The sequence below is a fragment of the Nesterenkonia lacusekhoensis genome, assembly GCF_017876395.1.
Lineage (GTDB): Bacteria > Actinomycetota > Actinomycetes > Actinomycetales > Micrococcaceae > Nesterenkonia > Nesterenkonia lacusekhoensis.
Map to the genome: position 1 here is coordinate 56,072 of NZ_JAGINX010000001.1, position 22,609 is coordinate 78,680.

Annotated in this window: 19 protein-coding genes, 1 tRNA gene and 1 pseudogene; 9 read left to right on the top strand and 12 right to left on the bottom strand. The window is 67.9% G+C overall.

The window, feature by feature from the left end; genetic code table 11:
- Nucleotides 1-10: 10 nt before the first annotated feature.
- Nucleotides 11-613, bottom strand: coding sequence for a cadmium resistance transporter (locus JOF45_RS00260; RefSeq protein WP_210047260.1), 603 nt, complete (start codon nucleotides 611-613; stop codon nucleotides 11-13).
- Nucleotides 610-969 (bottom strand): Cd(II)/Pb(II)-sensing metalloregulatory transcriptional regulator CmtR, encoded by a 360-nt coding sequence (gene cmtR / locus JOF45_RS00265; protein ID WP_210047261.1) that lies wholly within the window; start codon nucleotides 967-969, stop codon nucleotides 610-612. Before cmtR ends, JOF45_RS00260 begins: the two co-directional genes overlap by 4 nt.
- Before the next feature lie 166 nt (nucleotides 970-1,135).
- Between cmtR and JOF45_RS00270 the strand changes: the two genes are divergently transcribed.
- Both JOF45_RS00270 and JOF45_RS00275 read left to right on the top strand, forming a co-directional pair.
- Nucleotides 1,136-1,441 (top strand): transposase, encoded by a 306-nt coding sequence (locus JOF45_RS00270; protein WP_210047262.1) that lies wholly within the window; start codon nucleotides 1,136-1,138, stop codon nucleotides 1,439-1,441.
- Nucleotides 1,438-2,154, top strand: a complete 717-nt coding sequence (locus tag JOF45_RS00275) for a DDE-type integrase/transposase/recombinase (RefSeq protein ID WP_210047263.1) — start codon at nucleotides 1,438-1,440, stop codon at nucleotides 2,152-2,154. The genes JOF45_RS00270 and JOF45_RS00275 overlap by 4 nt, the downstream gene beginning before the upstream one ends.
- On the opposite strand, the gene JOF45_RS00280 is transcribed toward JOF45_RS00275, so the two are convergent.
- Nucleotides 2,036-3,433 carry an IS30 family transposase gene (locus JOF45_RS00280; protein WP_210047264.1) on the bottom strand — a complete coding sequence of 466 codons (1,398 nt, stop codon included), beginning with the start codon at nucleotides 3,431-3,433 and terminating at the stop codon, nucleotides 2,036-2,038. The two genes, JOF45_RS00275 and JOF45_RS00280, sit on opposite strands and share 119 nt — an antisense overlap.
- A 47-nt stretch (nucleotides 3,434-3,480) precedes the next feature.
- On the opposite strand from JOF45_RS00280, the pseudogene JOF45_RS00285 reads away from it, so the two are divergent.
- Nucleotides 3,481-3,771: pseudogene (locus tag JOF45_RS00285) on the top strand (integrase core domain-containing protein); the annotation flags it as partial.
- Nucleotides 3,772-3,838: 67 nt separating this feature from the next.
- Here JOF45_RS00285 and JOF45_RS00290 read toward each other — a convergent pair.
- The 3 genes from JOF45_RS00290 to JOF45_RS00300 form a co-directional block, all read right to left on the bottom strand.
- Nucleotides 3,839-4,915 carry an alkene reductase gene (locus JOF45_RS00290; RefSeq protein ID WP_210047265.1) on the bottom strand — a complete coding sequence of 359 codons (1,077 nt, stop codon included), beginning with the start codon at nucleotides 4,913-4,915 and terminating at the stop codon, nucleotides 3,839-3,841.
- A 104-nt stretch (nucleotides 4,916-5,019) separates the two neighbouring features.
- Nucleotides 5,020-5,095 (bottom strand) — tRNA-Arg (locus JOF45_RS00295).
- A gap of 65 nt (nucleotides 5,096-5,160) precedes the next feature.
- Entirely contained in the window at nucleotides 5,161-5,790 is a 630-nt protein-coding gene (locus tag JOF45_RS00300; protein ID WP_210047266.1) for a hypothetical protein, read from the bottom strand.
- A 137-nt stretch (nucleotides 5,791-5,927) separates the two neighbouring features.
- On the opposite strand from JOF45_RS00300, the gene JOF45_RS00305 reads away from it, so the two are divergent.
- Genes JOF45_RS00305 through sucD form a run of 3 tightly spaced genes read left to right on the top strand, consistent with a single transcriptional unit; the run spans nucleotide 5,928 to nucleotide 10,679 of the window.
- Nucleotides 5,928-8,522 carry a UvrD-helicase domain-containing protein gene (locus JOF45_RS00305; protein WP_210047267.1) on the top strand — a complete coding sequence of 865 codons (2,595 nt, stop codon included), beginning with the start codon at nucleotides 5,928-5,930 and terminating at the stop codon, nucleotides 8,520-8,522.
- Nucleotides 8,523-8,571: 49 nt separating this feature from the next.
- Nucleotides 8,572-9,750 (top strand): ADP-forming succinate--CoA ligase subunit beta, encoded by a 1,179-nt coding sequence (sucC, locus tag JOF45_RS00310; RefSeq protein WP_210047268.1) that lies wholly within the window; start codon nucleotides 8,572-8,574, stop codon nucleotides 9,748-9,750.
- 14 nt (nucleotides 9,751-9,764) lie between these two features.
- The gene (gene sucD / locus JOF45_RS00315) at nucleotides 9,765-10,679 is read left to right on the top strand and encodes a succinate--CoA ligase subunit alpha (RefSeq protein WP_210047269.1); all 915 of its coding nucleotides are present in this window, start codon (nucleotides 9,765-9,767) and stop codon (nucleotides 10,677-10,679) included.
- 219 nt (nucleotides 10,680-10,898) lie between these two features.
- Here sucD and JOF45_RS00320 read toward each other — a convergent pair whose 3' ends face one another.
- Both JOF45_RS00320 and JOF45_RS00325 read right to left on the bottom strand, forming a co-directional pair.
- Complete coding sequence (locus JOF45_RS00320; RefSeq protein WP_210047270.1) at nucleotides 10,899-11,660, bottom strand: FadR/GntR family transcriptional regulator; 762 nt, start codon at nucleotides 11,658-11,660, stop codon at nucleotides 10,899-10,901.
- A 45-nt stretch (nucleotides 11,661-11,705) separates the two neighbouring features.
- Nucleotides 11,706-13,556, bottom strand: coding sequence for an L-lactate permease (locus JOF45_RS00325; RefSeq protein ID WP_245324090.1), 1,851 nt, complete (start codon nucleotides 13,554-13,556; stop codon nucleotides 11,706-11,708).
- Nucleotides 13,557-13,719: 163 nt separating this feature from the next.
- On the opposite strand from JOF45_RS00325, the gene JOF45_RS00330 reads away from it, so the two are divergent.
- Entirely contained in the window at nucleotides 13,720-14,991 is a 1,272-nt protein-coding gene (locus JOF45_RS00330) for an alpha-hydroxy acid oxidase (RefSeq protein ID WP_210047271.1), read from the top strand.
- 19 nt (nucleotides 14,992-15,010) lie between these two features.
- On the opposite strand, the gene JOF45_RS00335 is transcribed toward JOF45_RS00330, so the two are convergent.
- The 3 genes from JOF45_RS00335 to JOF45_RS00345 all read right to left on the bottom strand — a co-directional run bounded on the left by JOF45_RS00335 (nucleotide 15,011) and on the right by JOF45_RS00345 (nucleotide 18,327).
- Nucleotides 15,011-16,012, bottom strand: coding sequence for a universal stress protein (locus tag JOF45_RS00335; protein WP_210047272.1), 1,002 nt, complete (start codon nucleotides 16,010-16,012; stop codon nucleotides 15,011-15,013).
- Between the two features lie 127 nt (nucleotides 16,013-16,139).
- The gene (locus JOF45_RS00340; protein WP_210047273.1) at nucleotides 16,140-17,324 is read right to left on the bottom strand and encodes a VIT1/CCC1 transporter family protein; all 1,185 of its coding nucleotides are present in this window, start codon (nucleotides 17,322-17,324) and stop codon (nucleotides 16,140-16,142) included.
- Between the two features lie 148 nt (nucleotides 17,325-17,472).
- The gene (locus JOF45_RS00345; protein WP_210047274.1) at nucleotides 17,473-18,327 is read right to left on the bottom strand and encodes an inositol monophosphatase family protein; all 855 of its coding nucleotides are present in this window, start codon (nucleotides 18,325-18,327) and stop codon (nucleotides 17,473-17,475) included.
- A 142-nt stretch (nucleotides 18,328-18,469) separates the two neighbouring features.
- On the opposite strand from JOF45_RS00345, the gene JOF45_RS00350 reads away from it, so the two are divergent.
- Entirely contained in the window at nucleotides 18,470-19,675 is a 1,206-nt protein-coding gene (locus JOF45_RS00350; protein WP_210047275.1) for a glycosyltransferase family 4 protein, read from the top strand.
- On the opposite strand, the gene JOF45_RS00355 is transcribed toward JOF45_RS00350, so the two are convergent.
- The gene (locus tag JOF45_RS00355; RefSeq protein ID WP_210047276.1) at nucleotides 19,650-20,834 is read right to left on the bottom strand and encodes an App1 family protein phosphatidate phosphatase; all 1,185 of its coding nucleotides are present in this window, start codon (nucleotides 20,832-20,834) and stop codon (nucleotides 19,650-19,652) included. The two genes, JOF45_RS00350 and JOF45_RS00355, sit on opposite strands and share 26 nt — an antisense overlap.
- Before the next feature lie 96 nt (nucleotides 20,835-20,930).
- On the opposite strand from JOF45_RS00355, the gene JOF45_RS00360 reads away from it, so the two are divergent.
- On the top strand, nucleotides 20,931-22,589 hold the full coding sequence (locus tag JOF45_RS00360) for a cell division protein PerM (RefSeq protein WP_210047277.1): 1,659 nt from the start codon (nucleotides 20,931-20,933) through the stop codon (nucleotides 22,587-22,589).
- Nucleotides 22,590-22,609: the final 20 nt, after the last annotated feature.

The window sequence follows — 22,609 nt, forward strand, 5'->3', positions numbered from 1 at the left end:
TGCCGCTACGTCAGAGTCCGAAGGCTCCGCCGCTGACGAGGATCACGATGCCGAGGCCGATGAGAACGATGGGGAAGAGGATGTGCTCCCAGCGTTCGAGCACTTCGGCGATCGGGGGGCGGGTGGCGACGAACTTTGCCAGGGCCACCAGGACCGCGACGAGCGCGAGGAAGACGATGCAGTAGGCGACTACTGCGAGAGGTTCCACGCTGAGGAAGACAGGGGTGTAGACGCCGATGTTGTCGCCGCCGTTGGCAAGGGTGACGCCTGCGACTGTCCACACGCCGACCTTCTTGCCGGCAACCTTGGCCTCGTCGTCATCGTCGTCATCGTCTCCGCGCCAGGCCTGCCATGCGGCCCAGAGGCCGAGGCCCAGAGGGATGAGACCGAAGTACGGGATGGCTGCCGAGGGCAGGAAGGCTCCGGCGCCGATGGTCACCAGGACCGCGGCACCGAGGATGCCGGCGAACCCGAGGTACTGCCCGGCCAGAATACGGGCGGTAGTACCGCGCTGGCCGGCCCCTCGAGCGAAGAAGAGGGAGAGCACGATGATGTCGTCGATGTTGGTCGCTACGAACAGGCCCATCGCCTGCAAGACCGAGGTGAGGATCATGCGCCCTCCCCAGCTGCGTCGCATCCGGGAAGCGAGCCGGCGGGATCGATGCACGGGGCGTCTTCGTCCACTGCCAGGATGGCATCGACCAGTGCCGTCAGCGCCTGCGCCAGGTGTGAATCGGCGATCTCATATCGTGTCCGACGACCCTCGGGCTCGGAGACGACGATCCCGCAATCGCGCAGGCATGCCAGGTGGTTGGACACGTTCGGGCGTGTCAGGTCCAGATCTCGGGCCAGTTCCGCCGGGTAAGCGGGATGGTCGAGCAGGGTCAAGATGATCCGGGATCGAGTGGGGTCGGCCAGTGCGCGACCCAGGCGGTTCATCACGTCGAGACGCGAAGCAATAGTCAGCATGGACTGAACTATACAGCAGGCACTGAACACTCGGTCACAGGCGTCAGCCCAGATCGCATGCCCGTAAGGGGAGCCCTCACCGGACACCACCGCTACTGGGCGTGAGGAACGGATCGGTGACAACTGATCGTTAGCGCCGCGAGGCGCTGACGGGGAGGATGTCATCATGCCCGGTCCCTATCCCAGAGAGTTCCGCGAGGATGTCGTCGCGGTCGCTCGTAGCCGCGAAAGCGGCGTCACCATCAAACAGATCGCCGTCGACTTCGGCATCAGCGAAGCAACCCTGCAGAACTGGCTCCGCCAAGCAGACGTCGAGGACGGCAACCGTCCCGGTCAGACGGCTGCGGACACTGCCGAGGCTCGCGAGTTGAAGAAGCGGGTCCGGTTGCTCGAGCAGGAGAACGAGGTTCTCCGGCGGGCGGCGGCGTATCTGTCGCAGGCGAACCTGAAACTCGGTGGCTCCCCAAAATGACGTACCCGCTCGTATCTGAGCTCGCCGCGGACGGCATCCCCGTCTCGGTGTCGTGCCGGGTTCTGAAGCTCGCTCGCCAGCCCTACTATCGGTGGCGCAACGCCCCGATCCGGGATGCGGACGTGCTGCGCGCGTATCGGATCAACGCGCTGCACCACGCGCATCACGACGACCCGACGTTCGGCTACCGATACCTCGCCGACGAAGCCCGCCGGGCTGGGTGGCGGATGAGCCGCCGGACGGCGTGGAAGTTGTGTTCTCAGGCTGGGACCCTCTCGTCCGCGCAGCGCCGCCGGCGCGGGAAAGGTAAGAAGGCTGGCCCTCCGGTGTTCGATGACCACGTGAAGCGCGTCTTCCGCGCCGACGCACCGAACCGGGTGTGGCTGACCGACATCACCGAGCACCGCACCAGCACCGAGGGCAAGCTCTACTGCTGCGCGATCAAGGACGTGTTCTCCAACCGCATCGTCGGTTACTCGATCTCGGATCGGATGACCGCGAAGCTGGCCGTCGACGCCGTCCGCAACGCCGTCACTCGCCGCGGTGAGGTTGCCGGCTGCATCCTGCACGCCGATAGGGGCAGCCAGGCCGTATTCAACTGGTCGTCGCAACAGTGTGTTGTTGGACTGAGCGTAGTTGATCGGCGAACGCCTCGGCGGGAGTGCGCCACCCCAAGATCCCGCGTGGCCGGTTGTTCATGGCGGTGGCGATAGCTGCGATCTCGGTGGCGTTCCACCTGGAGAGGTCAGTGCCTTTCGGGAAGTATTGCCGAAGCAGACCATTGAGGTGCTCGTTGGAGCCACGCTGCCAGGGACTCTTCGCGTCAGCGAAGTACACCGGCAGCCCAGTCTCTTTCGTCAGCAGCGCATGTGCCGAGAGCTCTTTGCCGCGGTCCCAGGTCAAAGAACGGCGCAGCTGCTCAGGCAGATGGGTGATCGACTTCGCCAGAGCGTCTTTCATGGTCAACGCCCCATACCCCGCCAGTGCCGGGCCGTTCTTCGTTGGTCGAATTTGCCCGTACCCGGCCTGGCGGGGCAGGTGGACCAGTATCGCGTAGCGGGTGGTGCGCTCGATCAACGTGGCCACGGCCGAACGCTTCAGTCCGATGATCAGGTCACCTTCCCAGTGGCCGGCGATCTTGCGGTCCTCGACCTCCTTGGGGCGTTTCTGCAGCACGGTCTCGGCAGTGACATGAGCCCAGGCTTCCTGCCGTGTGCGGGCCCGGGGCATTCGCTTGGTGCGACCTCGGCGCAGGTGCCAGGACTGCTTCCGGGCAAGCCCGCCGCGGGATTCGACGTAGAGGGCCTGATAGATCGCCTCATGAGAGATCCTCATGGTCGGGTCATCGGGGAACTCCAGTGGCAGCCGCTTGGCAATCTGCTGCGGACTCCAGGCGGTGACCCATTCACGGTCCCCACGGTGGGGCTTGTTCTTTCCATCCCAGGCCGGGCCCTCGGGGCCGACAACTTCACCTTCGGCGGTGATGATCTCACCGCTGAGCTTGTCTTGGACGTACTGGCGCAGCCGGTCGTTGGTGACCATCTTCGCGGTCTTCGGACGGCGGGCGCGCCGCTCAGCATGCCACTGAGCAATCGAGGCCTTGTACTCCAGCTGATAGGTCCTGGTCGAGACGTTACGCCGTAGCTCCCGTGAGATCGTCGATGGGCTACGCCCCAGCCGACGGGCGATCTCACGGACCCCGCTGTCTTGGGCTCGCCATAAAGCGATGTCCTCCCGTTCAGAGGAGGAGATATACCGTCCGGAAACAGTCGAGGCCAAGTGTGGATTCACGCCACCAGCATGTCGGAACCAACGGTGAGCTACAGGCTCGGAGACACCGGCGGCTTCACCGGCCTCTCGGGTCTTAGCTCCTGTAGCGATGGCCTGCCAGAACCGCACACGGTCCTCGCGCCAAGCCACCGTTGGGCGCCCAGGAGAGACGATCTGACCGCGATATTCCCTTGCCCTCTTCTGCCTTGGGCCAATGCCCATCGAACACCTCCATCAGGTAGGTGTTGCGACGACCACTTGAATACGGCCAGTTTCGAAGCAGGGCGATGGCTCGCGAGTTGCGACTTCACGACATGGTCGGCTCGATGGGCCGCGTCGGCGCGGCCGGCGACAACGCGGCCATGGAGAGCTTCTGGTCCCTGCTTCAAACGAACGTGCTCAATCAGCAACGGTGGACGACGCGGCAGGAGCTGCGGCTGGCGATCGTCGTGTGGATCGAGAGGAAATATCACCGCCAGCGAGCCCAGGACGCCCTCGGCGGCTTGACGCCCATCGAGTTCGAAGCGAAACTAACCGAGCCGCTCACGCTCGCGGCCTAAACCGAACCTGTCACCAGTTCGTTCCTCACGCCCTAAAGGCCGACTTAGCTCGATCCATCCCTCCAGTCTACGCCGGGTAGTTTGGGTAGTCGGTGTACCCGCGCTCGCCGCCCACGTAGAAGGTGGCGGGGTTGGGCTCGTTCTCCGGGAGGTCCTCCTGCCAGCGGCGGACCAGGTCCGGGTTGGCGATCACAGCACGCCCGACGCCGACGGTCTCGGCCAGCTCCTCCTCCATGATCTGGACTGCCTCCTCGCGGGTGGTCTGCACGCCGAAGCCTGAGTTGGCGATCAGCGGGGCGCCGGAGACCTTCCGGATCATCTGGACCATCTCGGAGGCCGGCTCCGCATGGAGGATGTCGACGTGGGCCAGGTTCAACGGAGCGAAGCCCTCAGCGATGGCGCGGTAGGTGGCCAGTGCATCGTCGTAGTCCTCCTCCAGCGCGCCCTGGATGTTGTGCTGCGGGGACAGGCGGATGCCGGTCTTGTCAGATCCGATGGCCTCGGCCACCGCGGCGACGACCTCCACGGACAGCCGGGCGCGGTTCTCCGGGGAGCCGCCGTAGGAGTCGGTGCGCTCGTTGGAGGCCGGAGCGGTGAACTCGTGGATCAGGTAGCCGTTGGCGCCGTGGATCTGCACGCCGTCCATGCCCGCGGCGATCGCGTTCTGGGCACCGCGCACGAACTGCTGGATGGTCTCGGCGACCTCCTCAGTGGTCAGTGCATGCGGCACCGGGTGCGGCTGCTTGCCCTCCGGAGTGCGGATCTCGCCGGGTGCCGCCAGCGCGCTGGGTGCGGTGACCCGGCCGGTGGTGGACAGTGTGGAGTGCCCGATGCGCCCGCCGTGCATGATCTGCATGACGATCTTGCCGCCCTCGGCATGCACTGCCTCGGTGACGCGCTTCCAGCCCTCGACGTGTTCGGGGCCTTCGATGCCGGGCTGGCCCATCCAGGTGCGGCCCTCGCCCACAGGCCAGGTGCCCTCAGTGACGATCAGGCCGGTGGAGGCGCGCTGGCGGTAGTACTCGACGACGGCGTCGGTGGGCACCCCGTTCTCATCGGAGCGGATGCGGGTCAGCGGCGCCATCACCAGACGGTTGGCCAGCTCAGTGGACCCCAGCGCAGTGGGGGAGAAGAGGGAGGTCATGCAGGTCCTTTCGCGGTCCTCACGAACGAGTTGTTCCGCGGGGAGAACCTGCCGGGACCGCCGAGGATTCCTGAGTGATGGCAACGTCACATCGACGACGCCGGTGGTCCCCCCGGCAGGATTCGAACCTGCGACACCCGCTTTAGGAGAGCGGTGCTCTATCCCCTGAGCTACGGAGGGAGGGAGGTGCACTGCCTGGAGCCGTGCACCGGACTATCGTACCGTCACACGCCCGGCAGGCCGAGTCAGCGTTGTTGCCGCACGGATGACTTCACGATGCTCATGATCATCGTGCCGAGCACCGCGGCGCCCACGACCACCAGCAGGGCCCAGGAGGCCATCGTCAGGGAGGAGGAGACTGCCACCAGCCCCTCGTCCAGGGGATCGTCGGTCAGGATGCGGTCGATCCAGAAGTTCTCGGTGATGTCGACGACGGCGAACAGTGCCGCCGCCGCGACCAGCACCCAGCGGAACACGCCCCGGCGCATCACCAGTCCGGCCACAGCCCAGGTGGACAGCGCGACGGAGACGGGGAAGATGATCCCGGCGGTCTTATGCAGGAAGTTCAGCTGGCCGGTGGCCGTCTCGTCCATCACGCTGCGCAGCCGGTCGATGTCTCCGGCGTCGTAGCCCATCAGCCGCGCATCCGGCATGGCGAATCCGCCGGCGAAATGGGTCATCTGCGGCAGCGTATAGAGGTGCAGGTAGATGAACATGAACACGGTGACGCCCAGCAGCGCATAGACCAGCAGCTTCGGGTTCGACGTGGTGCCCTCGGCCGCGCGCCGATCAGCCGCTGAGCGGAAGCCGTCACGGACCGTGGGGCGGGGCTGCTGAGCGGGGTTGCCGCGAGTCTTCTTGCGCCGTCTGGACATGGGGTCATTCTCCCATGGGGCTCTCGGCGCGCGGCGGCCCCGCCTCATTTCGCCGGCCCCGTTCTGAGGTGCAGCGGCGCAGATGCGGCCGCGGGCGGCGTCGCCGTGTCCCCGCCACCTCCTACACTGGTCGCATCATGGATTTTGTCTTCACGCCTCCCTCGGAACGTTCCGGCCCCTCCGCCCGCTCGGCCGCTGCCGGGCAGGATGCTCAGCGCGGCCAGGGGGCTCAGCGCGGGGCTGGGCAGGGATCCGACGACGCCGGCCCGGCCGTCCTGCAGGAGGCAGCCGCCTCCCCGGCCGCTGAGGCGGACCCTGCCGCCGGCCTGAACCCGCAGCAGCGCGAGGCGGTCCTGCACCACGGAAGCCCGCTGCTGATCGTCGCCGGCGCCGGCTCGGGCAAGACCAGCGTGCTGACCCGGCGGATCGCTCATATGCTGCAGTCCGGGATGGCCCGGCCGCACGAGATCCTGGCGATCACCTTCACCAACAAGGCGGCCCGGGAGATGAAGGAACGCATCGCCGGACTGGTCGGCCCCACCGCCGAACGCATGTGGATCTCCACCTTCCACTCCTCCTGTGTGCGCATCCTGCGCGCCGAGGCCGCGCACCTGGGCCGCAAGTCCACCTTCACGATCTACGACGCCGCCGATTCGCTGCGGCTGATCACCACGATCGCCAAGATGCATGATCTGGACCCCAAGCGGTTCGCCCCACGCGCGATCAAGAACAAGATCTCTTCGCTGAAGAACGAGCTCGTCGACGCCGAGACCTTCCAGGCCACTGCGCCCAATGAGCCGTTCTCCGAAGCGGTGGCCACCGTCTATCGCGAATACACCGAGCGGCTGCGTGCGGCCAACGCCTATGACTTCGACGACCTGCTGGCCGAGACCGTGTGGATGTTCGACGCCTTCCCCGCTCTGCTGGACAACTACCGGCGTCGCTTCCGTCACGTGCTGGTCGATGAGTATCAGGACACCAACCACGCCCAGTACCGGCTGGTCCGCCAGCTCACCGGCGGCCGGGAGGACGTGCAGACCGAGCCGGCCGAGCTGACTGTGGTCGGCGACTCCGATCAGTCGATCTATGCCTTCCGCGGCGCCGACATCCGCAACATCGTGGAGTTCGAGCGCGACTATCCGGAGGCCACCACCATCAAGCTGGAGCAGAACTACCGCTCCACCCAGACCATCCTCGACGCCGCCAACGGCGTGATCTCCCAGAACCCGGGCCGCCAAGAGAAGAAGCTGTGGACCGACGAGGGCGAGGGTGCTCCGGTGCGCCTGCACGTGGCGCCTTCGGAGAACGATGAGGCCGACTGGATCGCCCGGACCATCGACGAGCTCGGTGACTCTGAGGGCCTCCGCCCCTCCGACGTGGCGGTGTTCTACCGCACCAACGCGCAGTCCCGTTCCCTGGAGGAGCGGCTGATCAACCGCGGGATCCCCTACCGAGTCATCGGCGGCACCCGCTTCTATGACCGTAAGGAGATCAAGGACGCGCTGGCCTACCTGCACGTCATCAACAACCCCGACGACGACGTCAACCTGCGGCGGATCCTCAACGAGCCCAAGCGCGGGATCGGGGACCGGGCCGAAGGTGCCGTCGCGGCACTGGCCCAGCGGGACCGGACCACCTTCTTCGAAGCGCTTCGCCGCGCCGAGCAGGCCCCGGCCATCGCCACGCGCTCGCTGAAGGCCATCAACTCCTTCGTCCGGATGATGGATGACCTGATCCAGCTGAACCAGGACGAGAAGCCCTCGGTGGTGCTGGAGGCCGTGCTGGAGCAGTCCGGGATGATGGAGGCTCTGCGCCAGTCCAAGGACCTGCAGGACGAGTCCCGTGCGGACAACCTGGGCGAGCTCGTGGCCGTGGTCAAGGAGTATGAGGCCGACGCCTCGGCCTCCGATGCTTCGGCCTCCGACGCCGGGATGTCCAGTGCCGAGGAGCAGCCGGAGGAGGCGGCGTCGCCGGATCAGCCTGCGGGCCGGGGCACACTGGCCGGCTTCCTCGAGCAGGTCAGCCTGATCGCCGACGCCGATGCCATCCCGTCGGCCGGCGATGAGGAGTCTGAGCGGCTGGCCCGTGAGCAGGGTCAGGTCACACTGATGACTCTGCACACTGCGAAGGGACTCGAATTTCCTGTGGTCTTCCTCACAGGGATGGAGCATGGGATCTTCCCGCACTCACGGTCCATGTCGGATCCCGAGCAGCTGGCAGAGGAGCGTCGGCTGGCCTATGTGGGGCTGACCCGCGCCCGGAAGCGGCTCTATCTCTCCCGCGCGGAGTCCCGCCACCTGTGGGGCCAGCACCAGTACAACCCGCCCAGCCAGTTCCTCTCCGAGATCCCCGAAGACCTGCTCGAGCACAGCGGATCGTCCTCCTCGGGATCGCTCAGCGGAGGTTTCACCGGATGGGGGTCCGGATCCATCTACAGCGGCGGATCCCCCGGGTCTCGGGGATCAGCCTCAGCCGCCTACGGCTCGGCGAACTCCTCCCATCGGTCCGCCTCACTGCCCGGGAGCACCGCCGGCTCTGCCCCGCAGCAGGTCAACCCGGACCGGGAGGTCCCCAGCCTCAGCCCCGGAGACCGGGTCAGCCACCGGAAGTTCGGTGAGGGGGAGGTCATCGCCGTCGAAGGCACAGGTGATAAGACCGTGGCGAAGGTCAGCTTCACCGGAACGGAGAAGAGACTTCTCCTGCGATATGCTCCAGTGGAGAAGGTCGGCTGAGGCCTGCCTTCGCACCAAGAGATGACTTCGACGCAGAAGGACACAACCCGTGGACCTGTATGAGTACCAGGCGCGCGATCTGTTCGAGGCACACGGAGTTCCCGTGCTGGCCGGAATCGTGGCGCAGACCCCGGAAGAGGCGAAGGCGGCAGCCGAGCAGATCGGCGGCACCGTCGTCGTCAAGGCTCAGGTGAAGGTGGGCGGCCGCGGCAAGGCCGGCGGCGTGAAGCTCGCCAAGAGCGCTGATGAGGCGTATGAGCACGCACAGGCCATCCTCGGAATGGACATCAAGGGCCACACCGTCAACCGCGTGATGATCGCCCAGGGCGCTGAGATCGTTGAGGAGTACTACTTCTCCATCCTGCTGGACCGGGCGAACCGCAACTACCTCGCCATGTGCTCCAAAGAGGGCGGCGTCGAGATCGAGCAGCTCGCTGAGGAGCGGCCCGAGGCTCTGGCCCGCGTCAACTTCGACCCGAACACCGGCGTGACCGCCGAGGTGGCCAAGGACATCGCGCAGCAGGCAGGCTTCCCTGCCGAGCAGCACGAGGAGCTGGCTCAGGTCTTCCAGCAGCTGTGGACCGTGTTCTCCGAGGAGGACGCCACTCTGGTGGAGGTCAACCCGCTGGTGAAGACCGGCGAGGGCAGGATCATCGCCCTCGACGGCAAGGTCACCGTGGACGAAAACGCAGACTTCCGTCACCCCTCCCACTCGGAGCTGGTGGACGAGTCCGCTGAGGACCCGCTGGAGGCCAGGGCCAAGGCGAACGACCTCAACTACGTCAAGCTCGACGGCCAGGTGGGCATCATCGGCAACGGCGCCGGTCTGGTCATGTCCACCCTGGATGTCGTCGCCTACGCAGGCGAGGCACACGGCGGCGTGAAGCCGGCGAACTTCCTGGACATCGGCGGCGGCGCATCCGCAGAGGTCATGGCCAACGGCCTGGACGTCATCCTCGGCGATGACCAGGTGAGCTCCGTGTTCGTCAACGTCTTCGGCGGCATCACCTCCTGTGATGCTGTGGCCACCGGCATCGTCAAGGCGCTGGAGATCCTCGGCGACGCCGCCACCAAGCCGCTCGTGGTCCGCCTCGACGGCAACAACGTGGAGGAGGGCCGCCGCATCCTGGCAGAGGCCAACCACCCGCTGGTCACCACCGCCGACACCATGGACGCCGGTGCCGACAAGGCTGCTGAACTCGCCAACTCTGCGCTGGCCAACAAGTAAGGACCTCTACACTCATGTCTATCTACCTGAACAAGGACTCCAAGGTCATCGTCCAGGGCATCACCGGCGGCGAGGGCACCAAGCACACCCGTCTGATGCTGAAGGCCGGCACCAACATCGTCGGCGGCGTGAATGCACGCAAGGCCGGCACCACGGTCGAGCACCAGGACAAGGACGGCAACGACATCGAGCTGCCCGTCTTCGGCTCGGTCTCCGAGGCGATGGAGAAGTCCGGCGCAGACGTGTCGGTCGCCTTCGTCCCGCCGAAGTTCGCCAAGGACGCGGCCATCGAGGCCATCGAGGCCGGCATCGGTCTGCTGGTGGTCATCACTGAGGGCATCCCGGTGCAGGACTCCGCTGAGTTCTACAACCTGGCCGCCCAGAAGACCGGCCCCGACGGCAAGCCCGTCACCCGGATCATCGGCCCGAACTGCCCCGGCATCATCACCCCGGGCGAGGCTCTGGCAGGCATCACTCCGGCCAACATCACCGAGTCCGGCCCCATCGGTCTGGTCTCCAAGTCGGGCACCCTGACCTACCAGATGATGTACGAGCTGCGGGACATCGGCTTCTCCACCTCCATCGGCATCGGCGGTGACCCGGTCATCGGCACCACTCACATCGATGCTCTCGAGGCCTTCGAGAACGATCCCGACACCAAGGCCATCGTGATGATCGGCGAGATCGGCGGCGACGCCGAGGAGCGTGCCGCTGAGTACATCAAGGCCAACGTCACCAAGCCGGTCGTCGGCTACGTGGCAGGCTTCACCGCTCCGGAGGGCAAGACCATGGGCCACGCAGGCGCCATCGTCTCCGGCTCCTCCGGCACTGCGGACGCCAAGAAGGAAGCACTCGAGGCCGCAGGCGTGAAGGTCGGCAAGACCCCGTCTGAGACCGCCGAGCTGCTCCGCGAGGTCTACAAGGGCTGATGCTCTGACGCGGTGCGCTCAGCGCGCACCTGACTGTGGCCCGCACTCTCCCCAACGGAGAGGGCGGGCCACAGCTGTCTCTGGGCGGCGGCGCATCATGACTCCGGACCGGAGGGGCCGTATGAAGTGCGCTGAGCGGAAAGCGCCTCTACCGGTGGGCGCGCTTCTCCTGTGACCGGCTGCCCCAGGATGCGGCACTGCTGAAGCAGGGTCTGCGGCTCAGTCCTCGCCGTGGCCGTCCGTGGGCAGGGTCTCCATAGCGAAGCGGATGTGCTCCTCCACCAGCTCAGCGCTGCGCTGAGGTTCCTGCTCCCTGATCGCGGCATGGATCCGGTGGTGCTGCTCCTGAAGGGTGATCTGCACCTCGGAGGGGGCTCCGTGGGAGTGGAACGCCTCCAGGATGGTCTGCTTCAGGGAGCTGCGGATGGCTGTGGTGAGATCGGCGACCAGCCGGTTGCCGGCCGCCTCTGCGATGGCGACGTGGAAGGCGGTGTCGGCGTCGTTGAACTCCTCCACAGTGGAGGACCTCTCCATCGCTTCCAAGGCCTGGTCGATCTGCGCGAGCTGGGGCTCCTCCGCCTGCTGCGCGGCGAGCATGGCGCTGGCCCGCTCCAAGGCGATGCGGGCCTCCGCGACGTCGTCGAGGGGGAAGTTGGACAGCCCGATGTGCATCCGGAGCAGACGGGTCAGCCCCTCGCTGGGGAGCGCGGTGACGCGCGTCCCGGCCGAGCGGCCGGAGCCCACCTGGGACTGCAGCGCCCCCTGGGACTCCAGTATTCGGATGGCCTCACGGACGCTGGCCCGGCTCACCTGCAGTTGGGAGGCCAGCTCCCGTTCCGGCGGGAGCAGGTCTCCCACAGCCAGCCGGCCTGCGGTGACCTGTTCCTCGATCGCGTCGAGCACCAGCTCATGGGCACGGCTGCGCGGGATCGGCTCCCAGGAGATCGGCGTGCGGCTGGAGTTCTCGGCTGAGTCAGGCATAGCCCTTTTCTATCACCGCAGCTGCGGTCCTTCCGTGTGTGGTCCTCATCGGCGGCCGGCGGTGGGAGTCTCCACGCGCGGGGCGGCGGAGCTGCGGCGCACGACGACGCCGGCGGCCAGCGGCAGACCCAGGACCAAGGTCCCGAGGACCAGGGTACCCAGGTTCAGCCCGGCACCGTGGGCAATGATGTAACTGATCGCCCCGGCGGCGGTGCAGTAGTACAGGGTGACCGGCAGGACCCGGCGCAGGAGGTCGCCCTCCCTGCCGAGCAGACCCACAGTGGCGGAGGCGGCGACGATGTTGTGGACGGAGATCGGATTGCCTCCGGCTCCACCGACGGCCTGTGCGGCGACCACCGTCTCCGGGCTGACCCCGATATGGCTGCCGGTGGACCACTGGAACTGGGAGAAGGTCAGGTTGGAGATGGTGTTGGAGCCCGCGACGAAGGCGCCCAAGGCCCCGAGGAACGGGGCGAGGAACGGCCAGTATCCGCCGGAGACTGCCGCGGCACCCTCGGCGAGGATGACCGGCATGCTCTCCATGCCGGAGTCGTTGGTCCCGGACTGCAGCAGGATCCGGACCAGAGGCACGGCGAAGAAGAGCGCCGCGGCGGTGCCGGCGAGCTGTCGGCCTGCGACCTGCCAGGTGCGGAGGACCTGGGAGCCGGACATCCGGTAGATCACATACCCGCAGGCCACCGCCATCAGAAGCATGAACCCGGGGAGGTAGAAGGGCTCCACCGTGGGGCTGATCCCCTCAACCCCCAGCAGGTCGCTGAACTCGAACAGGGTGACTCCGGGAGTGTTCAGGAGCTCCTCGAGCGGCTCCAGCACGCGGGTGGCGACCAACAGTCCGGCCAGCACCAGGTAGGGGGACCAGGCCCGGACCATCCCGATCCGCCGACCTGCGGCGAGCGCCTTCGGCTTCTCCTGCGCGATCCGGCCGGTCCAGCTGGTCTCCCAGTCGCTTCGGGGCCCGAACTCGAAGGTCCTCTTGGGCATCAGGAATCCCTTGGAGGAGGTGACCATGACGATGACCAGGCCGGTCAGCCCACCCAGCATGGCAGGGAACTCCGGCCCCAGGAACGTGGCGACCAGTGCGGAGGGCACGATCACTGCCAGGGAGGCGTAGAGGGCGAAGGGGGCGATCCGCAGGCCGTCTGCGAAGCTCCGCTCCGGGCCGAAGAAGCCGGTCAGGAGCGTGACGATGATCAGCGGGATGAGCAGCCCGACGACCGCATGGATCAGCGCTACGCTGAGCCCGATCTCCGCGATGTACTCAGCGTAGGTGACGTCCTGCTCCAGCAGGCGTGCCTGCATGGCGTCGGAGTTCTGGTCCAGGCCGTTGCCCACGCCGATGAGGATGGGTGTCCCCACTGCGCCGAAGCTCACCGGGGTCGTCTGTACGATCAGGCCCACCATCACCGCCGCCATCGCCGGGAATCCCATGGCCAGCAGCAGCGGGGCGACGACGGCGGCTGTGGTGCCGTAGCCCGAGGTTCCCTCGATGAAGGAGCCGAAGCACCAGCCGATGATGATCGCCTGAACCCGGCGGTCGGGGGAGATGCGGTTGAAGCCGGCTTTGATGGTCTCCATGGCCCCGGAGGCCATCACCGTGGCCAGCAGGAGCAGGGCTCCGAAGATGATGTAGAGCATGGTGCCGGCGATGATCAGCCCCTCCACGGAGGCCGCGGCGATGGCGGCGGGTGCCATGTCCCAGCTGAGCCATGCGACGCAAACGGCGACCACATAGCCCACGGGCATGGCATATTTCGCCGGCCAGCGGAAGCCGGCCAGGAGAAGGCCGACCGTGACGATGGGGGCGATGGCCAGCATGCTGTACCAGGCGATGGAGTCCATGGGGCGCTGTTCCTCCGGGGCGGGTTGCACCATCATGTGGTCTGACCATTGGAGGCTAGTGAGAATTGTGATCTGCGTCAACAAGAATTTTGGACCCCCAAGTGGCAAGGGGGCCCGTTGACGATGTGATCCTCGTTGCCCTATCCTCTATGAGGTCAGACCACATGATGGTGCAGCGTGTCCCCGAGGAGCAGGTTCCATGGTCCAGCGTCAATTTCCCAAGCCGCGCGACCTTGCGCCGCTGATGCAGTTCAAGAAGTTCGACTTCAACGCCAGCCGGCGTCGGCTCAGCGCCGCGCTGACCATCGAGGATCTGCGGACGATCGCCAAACGGCGCACCCCCAAGGCGGCCTTCGACTACACCGACGGTGCGGCGGAGGGTGAGTTCTCCATTCGCCGGGCGCGCGAGGGCTTCGAGGATGTCCAGTTCAACCCGTCGATCCTGCGCGACGTCTCTGCAGTGGACACCTCCGTCAGCATCTTCGGCGGCCCCTCTGCCCAGCCCTTCGGCATTGCCCCCACCGGTTTCACCCGCCTGATGCAGACCGAGGGGGAGGCCGCAGGGGCGGGTGCCGCAGGCGCGGCGGGGATCCCGTTCACACTCTCCACGCTGGGGACCACCAGCATCGAGGATGTGCAGGCCGCGAATCCGCAGGGGCGCAACTGGTTCCAGCTCTATGTGATGAAACAGCGGGAGATCTCCTACGGCTTGGTCGAGCGCGCCGCCGCCTCCGGCTTCGATACCCTCTTCTTCACCGTGGACACTCCGGTCGCCGGGGCCCGCCTGCGGGATAGGCGCAACGGCTTCTCCATCCCTCCGCAGCTGAGCCTGAGCACTGTGATCAACGCGATTCCGCGGCCCTGGTGGTGGTATGACTTCCTGACCACTCCGCCGCTGGAGTTCGCCTCCCTGTCCTCCACCGGCGGGACGGTCGGTGAGCTGCTGGACGCCGCGATGGACCCCTCCATCAGCTTCGAGGACCTGAAGATCATCCGGGAGCTCTTCCCCGGCAAGATCGTCGTCAAGGGTGTTCAGAACGTGGAGGACTCCCGCACGCTGGCCGATCTGGGCGTGGACGGCGTCGTGCTCTCCAACCACGGCGGTCGGCAGCTGGACCGGGCGCCGGTGCCCTTCCACCTGCTGCCGGAGGTGGTCCGTGAGGTCGGGGACGATCTCGAGGTGACCATGGACACCGGCATCATGAACGGCGCTGACGTCGTCGCCTCGCTGGCGATGGGCGCGAAGTTCACCTTCGTGGGCCGGGCCTACCTCTACGGGCTGATGGCCGGAGGTCGAGCCGGGGTGGACCGGGCGATCGAGATCCTCAGCGATCAGGTCGAGCGCACCATGAAGCTGCTGGAGGTCTCCACAGTGGAGGAGCTGGAGCCCAAGCACGTCACCCAGCTGCAGCGGCTGGCTCCCCGCGCCCAGGTCCGGCCGGAGGCGGCACGGGCCGCCTCCGGCGCCTGACCTGGGCCGTCAGGTCAGGTCAGGCGGGGAACTGCGGCTGATCCTCCAACCGGGGTTCGGGCAGATCCGGGACGATCATCACCGGCCCGGCGGCCGCGGTGAGCACCGAACGGGAGGTGGAGCCCAGCAGGGCGCTGCGGATGCCTCCGCGTCCGCGCGTCCCGACCACGGTCAGCTGAGCCTCCGCGGACCTCTGGGCCAACACGTCGTCGGCGGCACCGACCTCGACGACGCCGCTGACCTGGGCCCCCGGAACCCGGCTCTGCAGCCAGGCGGCCTCGGCCTGAGCATGCTCTTCGAGTTCGCGGCGGCGCTGTTCGGCGTAGGAGCTGTCGAATCCGATGTCCGGATACCAGCCGGTCACATCGTCCAGCGGCAGCAGGGCGATGATCGCGTGCAGCGGGGCACCGCGCTCCGCGGCGGCCTCAGCGGCCTGCAGAGCTGCGACGCGGGAGATCGAGGAGCCGTCCACGCCGACCACCACCGGCCGCGGGTCCTGCGCGGGGGAGAAGCGTCCGCCGTCGGGCCCGACGCCGGCCTGCGGGTCATAGGAGGCGGGCACGATCACCGTCGGGCAGTGGGCATGGGCGGGCACTGCGGTGGCGACCGATCCCACGATCCTCCCCACGAAGCCGCCCCGGCCGCGTCCCCCGAGGACCACCAGCTGCGCTGAGGCCGAGAGCTTCACCAGCACTCCGGCGGCGTCGCCCTCCACGGAGTGGGCGACCACGTGGCCGGGATAGTCCTGCAGGTACTCGTGGGCCTGCGCCAGCACAGCCTCGGAATCCTGCCGCGGGAGATCCGCCTCTCCCTCCGGCGGCAGGGCGGCCAGCGTGCTGTAGAACTGAGCAGGGAGCCGGTAGGCGTTGACCACGGTCAGCTGCGAGTTCCGGCGCTGCGCGGCACGAGCAGCGTAGTGGAGGGCCAGGAAGCTCTGCTCGGACCCGTCGAAGCCGACCACCACGCCCAGCGTGCGCTCGGCGTCGTTCAGGGGCGTCAGAGTGTGGGGGTTGGGAGTCATGGAATGTTCCTCTCTCTCGTCGGGGATGCTGAAGTGCCCGGGGTTGCGAGTCTACGCCTCTGCGGCGGTCATGTGGGCGGTCGGGCGGAAGAACGTCCCACGCCCCGCCGGCGGCAGACGGGCGAGGTCAGGCCACGGAGACGCCCAGGACTGCTCCCAGCGCGTAGGTTAGCGCCGCAGCACCCAGTCCGATGGCCAGCTGACGCAGGCCGCGGGAGAGCGGGCTGGCCCCAGAGAGCAGACCCACCACTGCGCCGGTGCACATCAGCGCGGTGCCCACCAGTGCGGTGGAGATCCCGACGGCGATCCAGCCCACGGCGCCGATGAGATAGGGAAGGATCGGGATCAGCGCCCCGACGGCGAAGAAGCAGAAGCTCGAGCCGGCCGCAGTCCACGCGGAGCCGACCACCTCGTAGCCGTCCCAGGCGTCTGCCTCATCCTCGGCGTCCTTGGGCACGGAGAGCTCGGGCCGGCAGTCACATTCGAAGGCCCCCAGGCGCTCCAGGGCACGGTGCTCGGCATCCTCGCGGCTCAGTCCGCGCGCTCGGTAGACCAGCACCAGCTCGTTATGGTCCAGGTCCAGGTCAGGGGCGGCACGCAGGGTGGCGTGGGTGGGACGGGTGGCATCGAGCAGCTCACGCTGGCTGCGTACGGAGATGAACTCACCGGCGGCCATGGACAATGCCCCGGCGAGCAGTCCGGCGATGCCGGTCAGCAGCACCACGGTGGCCCCCACGCCGGTGCCGCCCATACCCATGATCAGCGCGAAGTTGGAGACCAGCCCGTCGTTGGCTCCGAACACGGCCGCGCGGAACCCGCCGGAGAGCTTCTCCCGGCCACGGGCCGCCAAGGCCCGGACCACCTCCTCATGGATCTCCTCATCGGCCGCCATGCCTCGGGTGGCCGCCTCGTCATGGGCGTAGGGCGAATCGCCCTCAGCCCGCTGGGCCAGCGCCAGGACGAACACTGAGCCGAAGATCCGGGCCATCCAGCCCAGCAGCACGCGGTGGGCCGACGGAGAGGGCAGCCGCTGGGAATGCTCGCCCAGCAGGTCGCGCCAGTGCTGCTCGTGCCGTCGCTCCGCGGCGGCCAGTCCCAGCAGGATCTGTCGCTCCTCGCCCTGCTTCCTCTGCGCCAGGTCGGAGTAGAGGCGGCCCTCGGCGATCTCATCGGCGAGGTACTTCTGCCACCGCCTGATCTGCTGTCTGCTCGGCGGGGCAGAGGGCTGGGAGGCGGCGGGGTCGGCGTCGTCGGGGTGCTGGTCCTGGGAGGGGCTCACCCTCCCATTGTTCAGCGGATGGGACTGCCGCATGAAGGGAGCGGAGAACTGTGACGATCCTTCGGGACCCCTAAACCTGTGTGACCCTCGTTTTACCAAGCGTTTCTCAGATTACCCCTGCAGATCCGCAGGGGTAATCTGAATCTGCCTTGGTAAAACGAGGGTGAGGGTGGGGCACGGGTCAGTGCTGGGCGAAGCGCCCGACGGCGCGCACCGCTGTCGGCGCCTCCGCGCCGGCCGCCAGGCCCACATAGCCCGGAGCCAGGTGACCGTCCGCGGACTCCGCACCGTCCCAGACCTTCCCACCCCGGGAGCCGAAGGGCAGGTATCGTCCGCCGGCTCGGCGCAGGATCAGCTGCCCGGCGGCCACATCCCAAGGGCTGGTGCTCCCGCCCGCTGCGACGTCGGCCCAGCCTGCCGCCGCGTGGCAGAGTTCCAGCGCTCCGGAGATCACCCGGCGCACCGAGGAGTAGGTGGTCACCAGCTCGCCGAACTGATCCAGCGCCTCCTGGCCGCGGGCTGCCAGCATCTCCGCCGAGGGGAAGCTGGTCACCAGGTTCAGCCGCTCCTCGGGGGCCGAGGTGGGCTCGGGCCGCAGCGGCTGCTCCTGGCCCTCGCCGGTGCGCAGGTAGGCCCCGGCATCGTCGGCGGAGAAGGTCAGCCGGTTCACCGGATCATGCACGACGCCGGCCACCACCTCATCGGCCCGTGCCGCGGCGATGGAGATGCTGAACATCGCGAAGCCGTGGGCGAAGTTGGAGGTGCCGTCGATCGGGTCGATGATCCATTCCAGAGCACCCTCACCCTGGGAACCGCCCTCCTCGCCGGTGATCCGAGAGTCCGGGACGGCGTGGGTCAGCGTCTCGATCAGCCGCTCCTCCGTCGAGGTGTCGTAATAGGTCACCAGGTCATGGGTGCTGGACTTGGTGGAGACCTCCATCCCGGAGCGGAAGACCTCGGCGAGCACGACGCCGGCCTCCTCGGCTGCGGTCAGAGCGATCCGGCGGAGCTGGGCGGGGGAGAGTTCATCAGACACGGGACCACCCTAATCGCGCCCTGCGCCGGATCATCCACCGGCGCACTTCGGGGTCCTGCGAACCTCAGAGGTTCCCCGTCAGTTCACCTTCGCGTCATGGCGGCGTCGGATGCTCTGCACTTCGGCCTGACTATCGTGGACTGTGCGTGTTGCAGTGGTTGCCGAATCGTTCCTCCCACACATGAACGGGGTCACCAACTCCGTTCTGCAGGTGCTGTCCCATCTACGCCGACGCGGAGACGAAGTCACCGTGATCGCCCCCAGCGACTCCCTCTGGTGGGAGCCGGCGGTGGCCACCGAACAGCGCGAGCTCTGCGCGGGGTTCCCGGTGCTGCGCGTTCCGTCTCTGCCGCTGCCTGACTATCCCAAGGTCAGGGTGGCCGCCGGCTTCACCCAACGGATCCGGAACATCCTGGAGGACATCCAGCCCGACGTCGTCCACGTCGCCTCTCCCTTTGTGCTGGGCTGGCGCGCCATCCAGGCCGCCAACTCTCTGGGCCTGCCCACTGTCTCCATCTACCAGACCGAGGTCCCCGCCTATGCGGCCCGCTACCGGATCCCCTGGGCGGAGGAGCTGCTGTGGCAGCACGTGGACCGGATGCACCAGGGCTCCACCCTGACTCTGGTGCCTTCCTCCTTCTGCAAGGATCAGCTGCGCGCCCGCGGCATCAAGCGCCTGAAGACCTGGCGCCGCGGCGTGGACATGGAACGGTTCGACCCGGGACGCCGCGACGAGCGGCTGCGAGCCGAGATCGCCCCGAACGGGGAACAGCTGATCGGATTCGTGGGTCGGCTCGCCGCTGAGAAGCAGATCGAGGATCTGCGCGTCCTGGACGATCTTCCCGGCACCCGCCTGGTGATCATCGGCAACGGCCCCCAGGAGGAGAGTCTGCGCAGAGTGCTGCCCAACGCCCACTTCGCCGGATTCCGCGGCGGTGCCGACCTCGGCCGTCACGTGGCCAGCCTGGACGTCTTCGTCCACCCCGGCGAGGCCGAGACCTTCTGCCAGACCATCCAGGAGGCGATGGCCGCGGCCGTGCCGGTGGTCGCCGTCGGGCGAGGCGGCCCGCTGGACCTGGTCGACGTCGGGCAGACCGGCTGGCTCTATCAGCCCGGTGATCTCCAAGGGCTGCGCTCAGCAGTGCAGCACCTGACCGGCGACGACGCCGCCCGCGCCCGGTTCTCCGCGGCCGCCTGGTCAGCGGTGCAGGGGCGCAGCTGGGAGAGCATCTGCAACCAGCTGGTCGGACACTATTCGCGGGCGGTGGAGGTCAACCGACGCCGGCTGGACCGCCGGGCGAAGGATCTGCTGCGCGGGCCCTTCAGCCGAGGAGTCCCTGGCCTCTGAGCTGGGATGCGATGGCTTTGCCGTCCGGACCATAGATCCACGGGATCCTGTGCTCACCCACATGCTGATACCCGTGGGCATGCTCACCCTCCTGAGCGCCGTGGAGCATATCCTCACCGACCGGATCCTCGGCACGGCCCCCGGCGAGCACCGCCTCCGAGTAGGTGAGCTCGCGGATGATGACCGCCGTGACCTTCTCCGGGTGGCGGCGGGCGAAGTCGGCGTAGATCTGCGGGTCGTGCTGACCGTCGTCGCCGATCAGCACCCAGCTCATCGCCGGGAAGTCGCGAGCCAGCCGCTCCAGCTGCTGCTCCTTGTGCAGCTGACCTGAGCGGAACCAGCGGTCTTCGGTGGGGCCCCAGTCGGTCAGCAGCAGCGGGCCGCGTGGGTAGAGGTTCCTGGAGAGGAAGCGGGTCAGCGTCTGGGCCACGTTCCACGCGCCGGTGGAGAGGTAGAGCACCGGCCCCTCCTGGCCGTGCTCGGCGCGCGAACGGTTCAGCAGGCGCTCCATCATCACCGCCATCCCGGGTGTGGGGGTGCGCGCATGCTCATCCAGGACGAAGGAGTTCCATGCCGCCAGCAGCGGACGCGGCAGCTTGGTCACCACCACGGTGTCATCGACGTCGCAGACGACGCCGAACTGTGCCGCCTCATCGATGACGGTGAGCTCGGCAGTGGTCGGATCCGCACCCTCAGCGGTCAGGGTCACGCCCTGCCAGCCGGGCTCCAGGCGCGCGCCCACGGCCCGCAGATCGACCACGGTGTCGATGATCCCGCCCCGGTCTGCGGTGACTTCGAAGGCGTGGCCGGCCACGTTCAGCGTGACCTCGGCGAAGGGCACCGGGGCGGAGATGAAGTTGCGCCAGCCGCGGACGCCGTCGGTGATGACTTTGGCCACCCGGCGCCCGTTCTCGAAGTGCGAGTCAGGGGCCATCACGATCCGGGAGAAGATCCGGATCCAGTGCTGGGTGCCGTAACCGGTCAGCGAGAGCACCGTGACGTGTTGGCGGCGGCGTCGGGCCATGGTCAGCCGCAGCTGGTGCCAGCGGTCCTCCACCTTCATGGCCCGGTTCCGGGCCCGGTCCGAGAGGTGGTGGCGGAGTGCTGCCCGGTCCTGGGCGACATGGGTGGGGAGCTGCTCCCCGGCGTCGTGGCTCATCAGGTTCCATCCTAGTAGCACCGCCCACCTCACAGTTTCCTGAAAATGGCTGTCGGTTCGGTCCAGGCACCCCGCCGGCTGGCACCATAGGAGACGATGGCCAGCACCGATGACCCCCGCGACACCTCCGCCGAGCACGACGGCACAGACGCCGGCAGCACTGCGGAGGAGGACGCCGCGCCGGCCGGCTCCTGGAGGCAGCGGCTGCCGGCCATGCCGCTGTGGCTGCTGGGCATCCTGGAGGCTGTGCAGATGCTGCTGGCCACCGCGCTGCTGGTGGTCCTGCCGGTGCTGGGGATGAGTCTGGCCGGGGGCTTCGAGCAGATCACCCCCGGATTCGTCAGCGGATTGGCCGCCCAGATCTGGATGGTCATCCACGGCGTCCCCGTGGAGCTGATCGTCAGCCTCGACGACGGCGCCCTCGGCGAGGGCGTGAGCATTCCCGACGGCGGCTGGTTCCACCTGGTGCCCCTGGGCCTGACCCTGATCCCCCTGGCCCTGGCCTGGAGGGCCGGACGCCGACTGGCCCAGGGCGCCTACTCCGATCAGATCTGGCACGGCCTGCTGCCCCTGGTGATCAGCTACGCGGGGGCGGGGGCAGGACTCAGCATGCTCGCCCAGGACACCGCCTTCGACGTGCACCCGGTCTTCGCGGCCCTCTGCGCGGCAGCCGTGATGACGCTGGGCTCGCTGAGCGGCTGCTATGCCGAGGCGCGCAGCTGGACCCGCATGATCGGTGTGGATCTGGAGTCCCGGATCGAAGAGTTCTCTCAGCAGCTGCGTTGGGCCGGGTCCTACGCCTGGGCCATCCTGCGGGCCGGGGCCGTGGCCTGCGTGGTCGCCGTCGGGCTCTCGGCTCTGCTGCTGGCCGGCCAGATCGGGGTGCGGTGGATGGACGTGGCCAACGTCTACCAGCAGCTTGACCCCGGTTTCTGGGGCATCCTCGGGCTGACGCTGCTGCACCTGGGACTGCTGCCCAACATGATCCTCTGGACCCTGGCCTACGCCACCGGCGCCGGGTTCTCCATGGGCGCCGGGACCACAGTGGCCCCCTACGCCGTGGAGCTGGGGCCGCTGCCGGCTGTCCCGATCCTCGGCGCACTGCCGCAGGGGGCTCCGGAGGGAGCCCTGGCTGTGCTGCTGGTGCCGGTGCTCGCCGGGACGGCCGCCGGCTGGTGGCTGATGCGCGAGGGCGAGAACCACCTGGATGACTGGTTCGCGCTGCGGATCGCCGCGCGCCCGCTCTCCCTGACGATCTCCACGCTGGCGCTGGGGGTCTTCACCGGACTGGCCGCCGCCGCGCTCGCCGTCGGCCCGCTGTGGCTCTCCCACATCTCGCTGGGCATGGGGCGGATGACCGATATCGGCCCCGACGCGGCGCTGTCCGCGGCCCTGTTGGGCGCCTGGGTGGGGCTCGGTGCGATCATCGGCTACCTGCTGGCACCGGCCGCGCACCAGGTGCGCCGCCGTCGGGCAGCAGAGGCTGAGGACGAGGAGTTCGGCGCGGAGTCTGCGGAGGCGCTCGATGACGCCGCTGCAGTCGCCGGGGCCGCAGATGAGGAGGAGCTCACCGCGTCGAAGCCGGTGCGTCCGGTCAGCACGGATGGGGAAGATGCTCGGCAGGCGCCCGGCGCCCAGCAGGAAGAGAGCATCGAGAGCGGCGAGGCGGTGGACGAGTTCACCGCACGGATGCGTGCTCGCCGTGAGGACGCAACCGATAAGAGCTCTCCGCTGCGTCCGCTGCGCCGCGACTGAGCGACCCTGGTCAGAAGGCT

What these genes read in the sequence shown, in the direction of transcription:
- JOF45_RS00305 (WP_210047267.1), top strand. Translation starts at nt 5,928, where the DNA reads ATGGATTTTGTCTTCACGCCTCCCTCGGAACGTTCCGGCCCCTCCGCC.
- JOF45_RS00275 (WP_210047263.1), top strand. Translation starts at nt 1,438, where the DNA reads ATGACGTACCCGCTCGTATCTGAGCTCGCCGCGGACGGCATCCCCGTC.
- JOF45_RS00340 (WP_210047273.1), bottom strand. Translation starts at nt 17,324, where the DNA reads ATGCGGCAGTCCCATCCGCTGAACAATGGGAGGGTGAGCCCCTCCCAG.
- JOF45_RS00330 (WP_210047271.1), top strand. Translation starts at nt 13,720, where the DNA reads ATGGTCCAGCGTCAATTTCCCAAGCCGCGCGACCTTGCGCCGCTGATG.
- sucD (WP_210047269.1), top strand. Translation starts at nt 9,765, where the DNA reads ATGTCTATCTACCTGAACAAGGACTCCAAGGTCATCGTCCAGGGCATC.
- cmtR (WP_210047261.1), bottom strand. Translation starts at nt 969, where the DNA reads ATGCTGACTATTGCTTCGCGTCTCGACGTGATGAACCGCCTGGGTCGC.
- JOF45_RS00290 (WP_210047265.1), bottom strand. Translation starts at nt 4,915, where the DNA reads ATGACCTCCCTCTTCTCCCCCACTGCGCTGGGGTCCACTGAGCTGGCC.
- JOF45_RS00280 (WP_210047264.1), bottom strand. Translation starts at nt 3,433, where the DNA reads ATGGGCATTGGCCCAAGGCAGAAGAGGGCAAGGGAATATCGCGGTCAG.
- JOF45_RS00360 (WP_210047277.1), top strand. Translation starts at nt 20,931, where the DNA reads ATGGCCAGCACCGATGACCCCCGCGACACCTCCGCCGAGCACGACGGC.
- JOF45_RS00320 (WP_210047270.1), bottom strand. Translation starts at nt 11,660, where the DNA reads ATGCCTGACTCAGCCGAGAACTCCAGCCGCACGCCGATCTCCTGGGAG.
- JOF45_RS00300 (WP_210047266.1), bottom strand. Translation starts at nt 5,790, where the DNA reads ATGTCCAGACGGCGCAAGAAGACTCGCGGCAACCCCGCTCAGCAGCCC.
- JOF45_RS00335 (WP_210047272.1), bottom strand. Translation starts at nt 16,012, where the DNA reads ATGACTCCCAACCCCCACACTCTGACGCCCCTGAACGACGCCGAGCGC.
- JOF45_RS00355 (WP_210047276.1), bottom strand. Translation starts at nt 20,834, where the DNA reads ATGAGCCACGACGCCGGGGAGCAGCTCCCCACCCATGTCGCCCAGGAC.
- JOF45_RS00260 (WP_210047260.1), bottom strand. Translation starts at nt 613, where the DNA reads ATGATCCTCACCTCGGTCTTGCAGGCGATGGGCCTGTTCGTAGCGACC.
- JOF45_RS00325 (WP_245324090.1), bottom strand. Translation starts at nt 13,556, where the DNA reads ATGATGGTGCAACCCGCCCCGGAGGAACAGCGCCCCATGGACTCCATC.
- JOF45_RS00270 (WP_210047262.1), top strand. Translation starts at nt 1,136, where the DNA reads ATGCCCGGTCCCTATCCCAGAGAGTTCCGCGAGGATGTCGTCGCGGTC.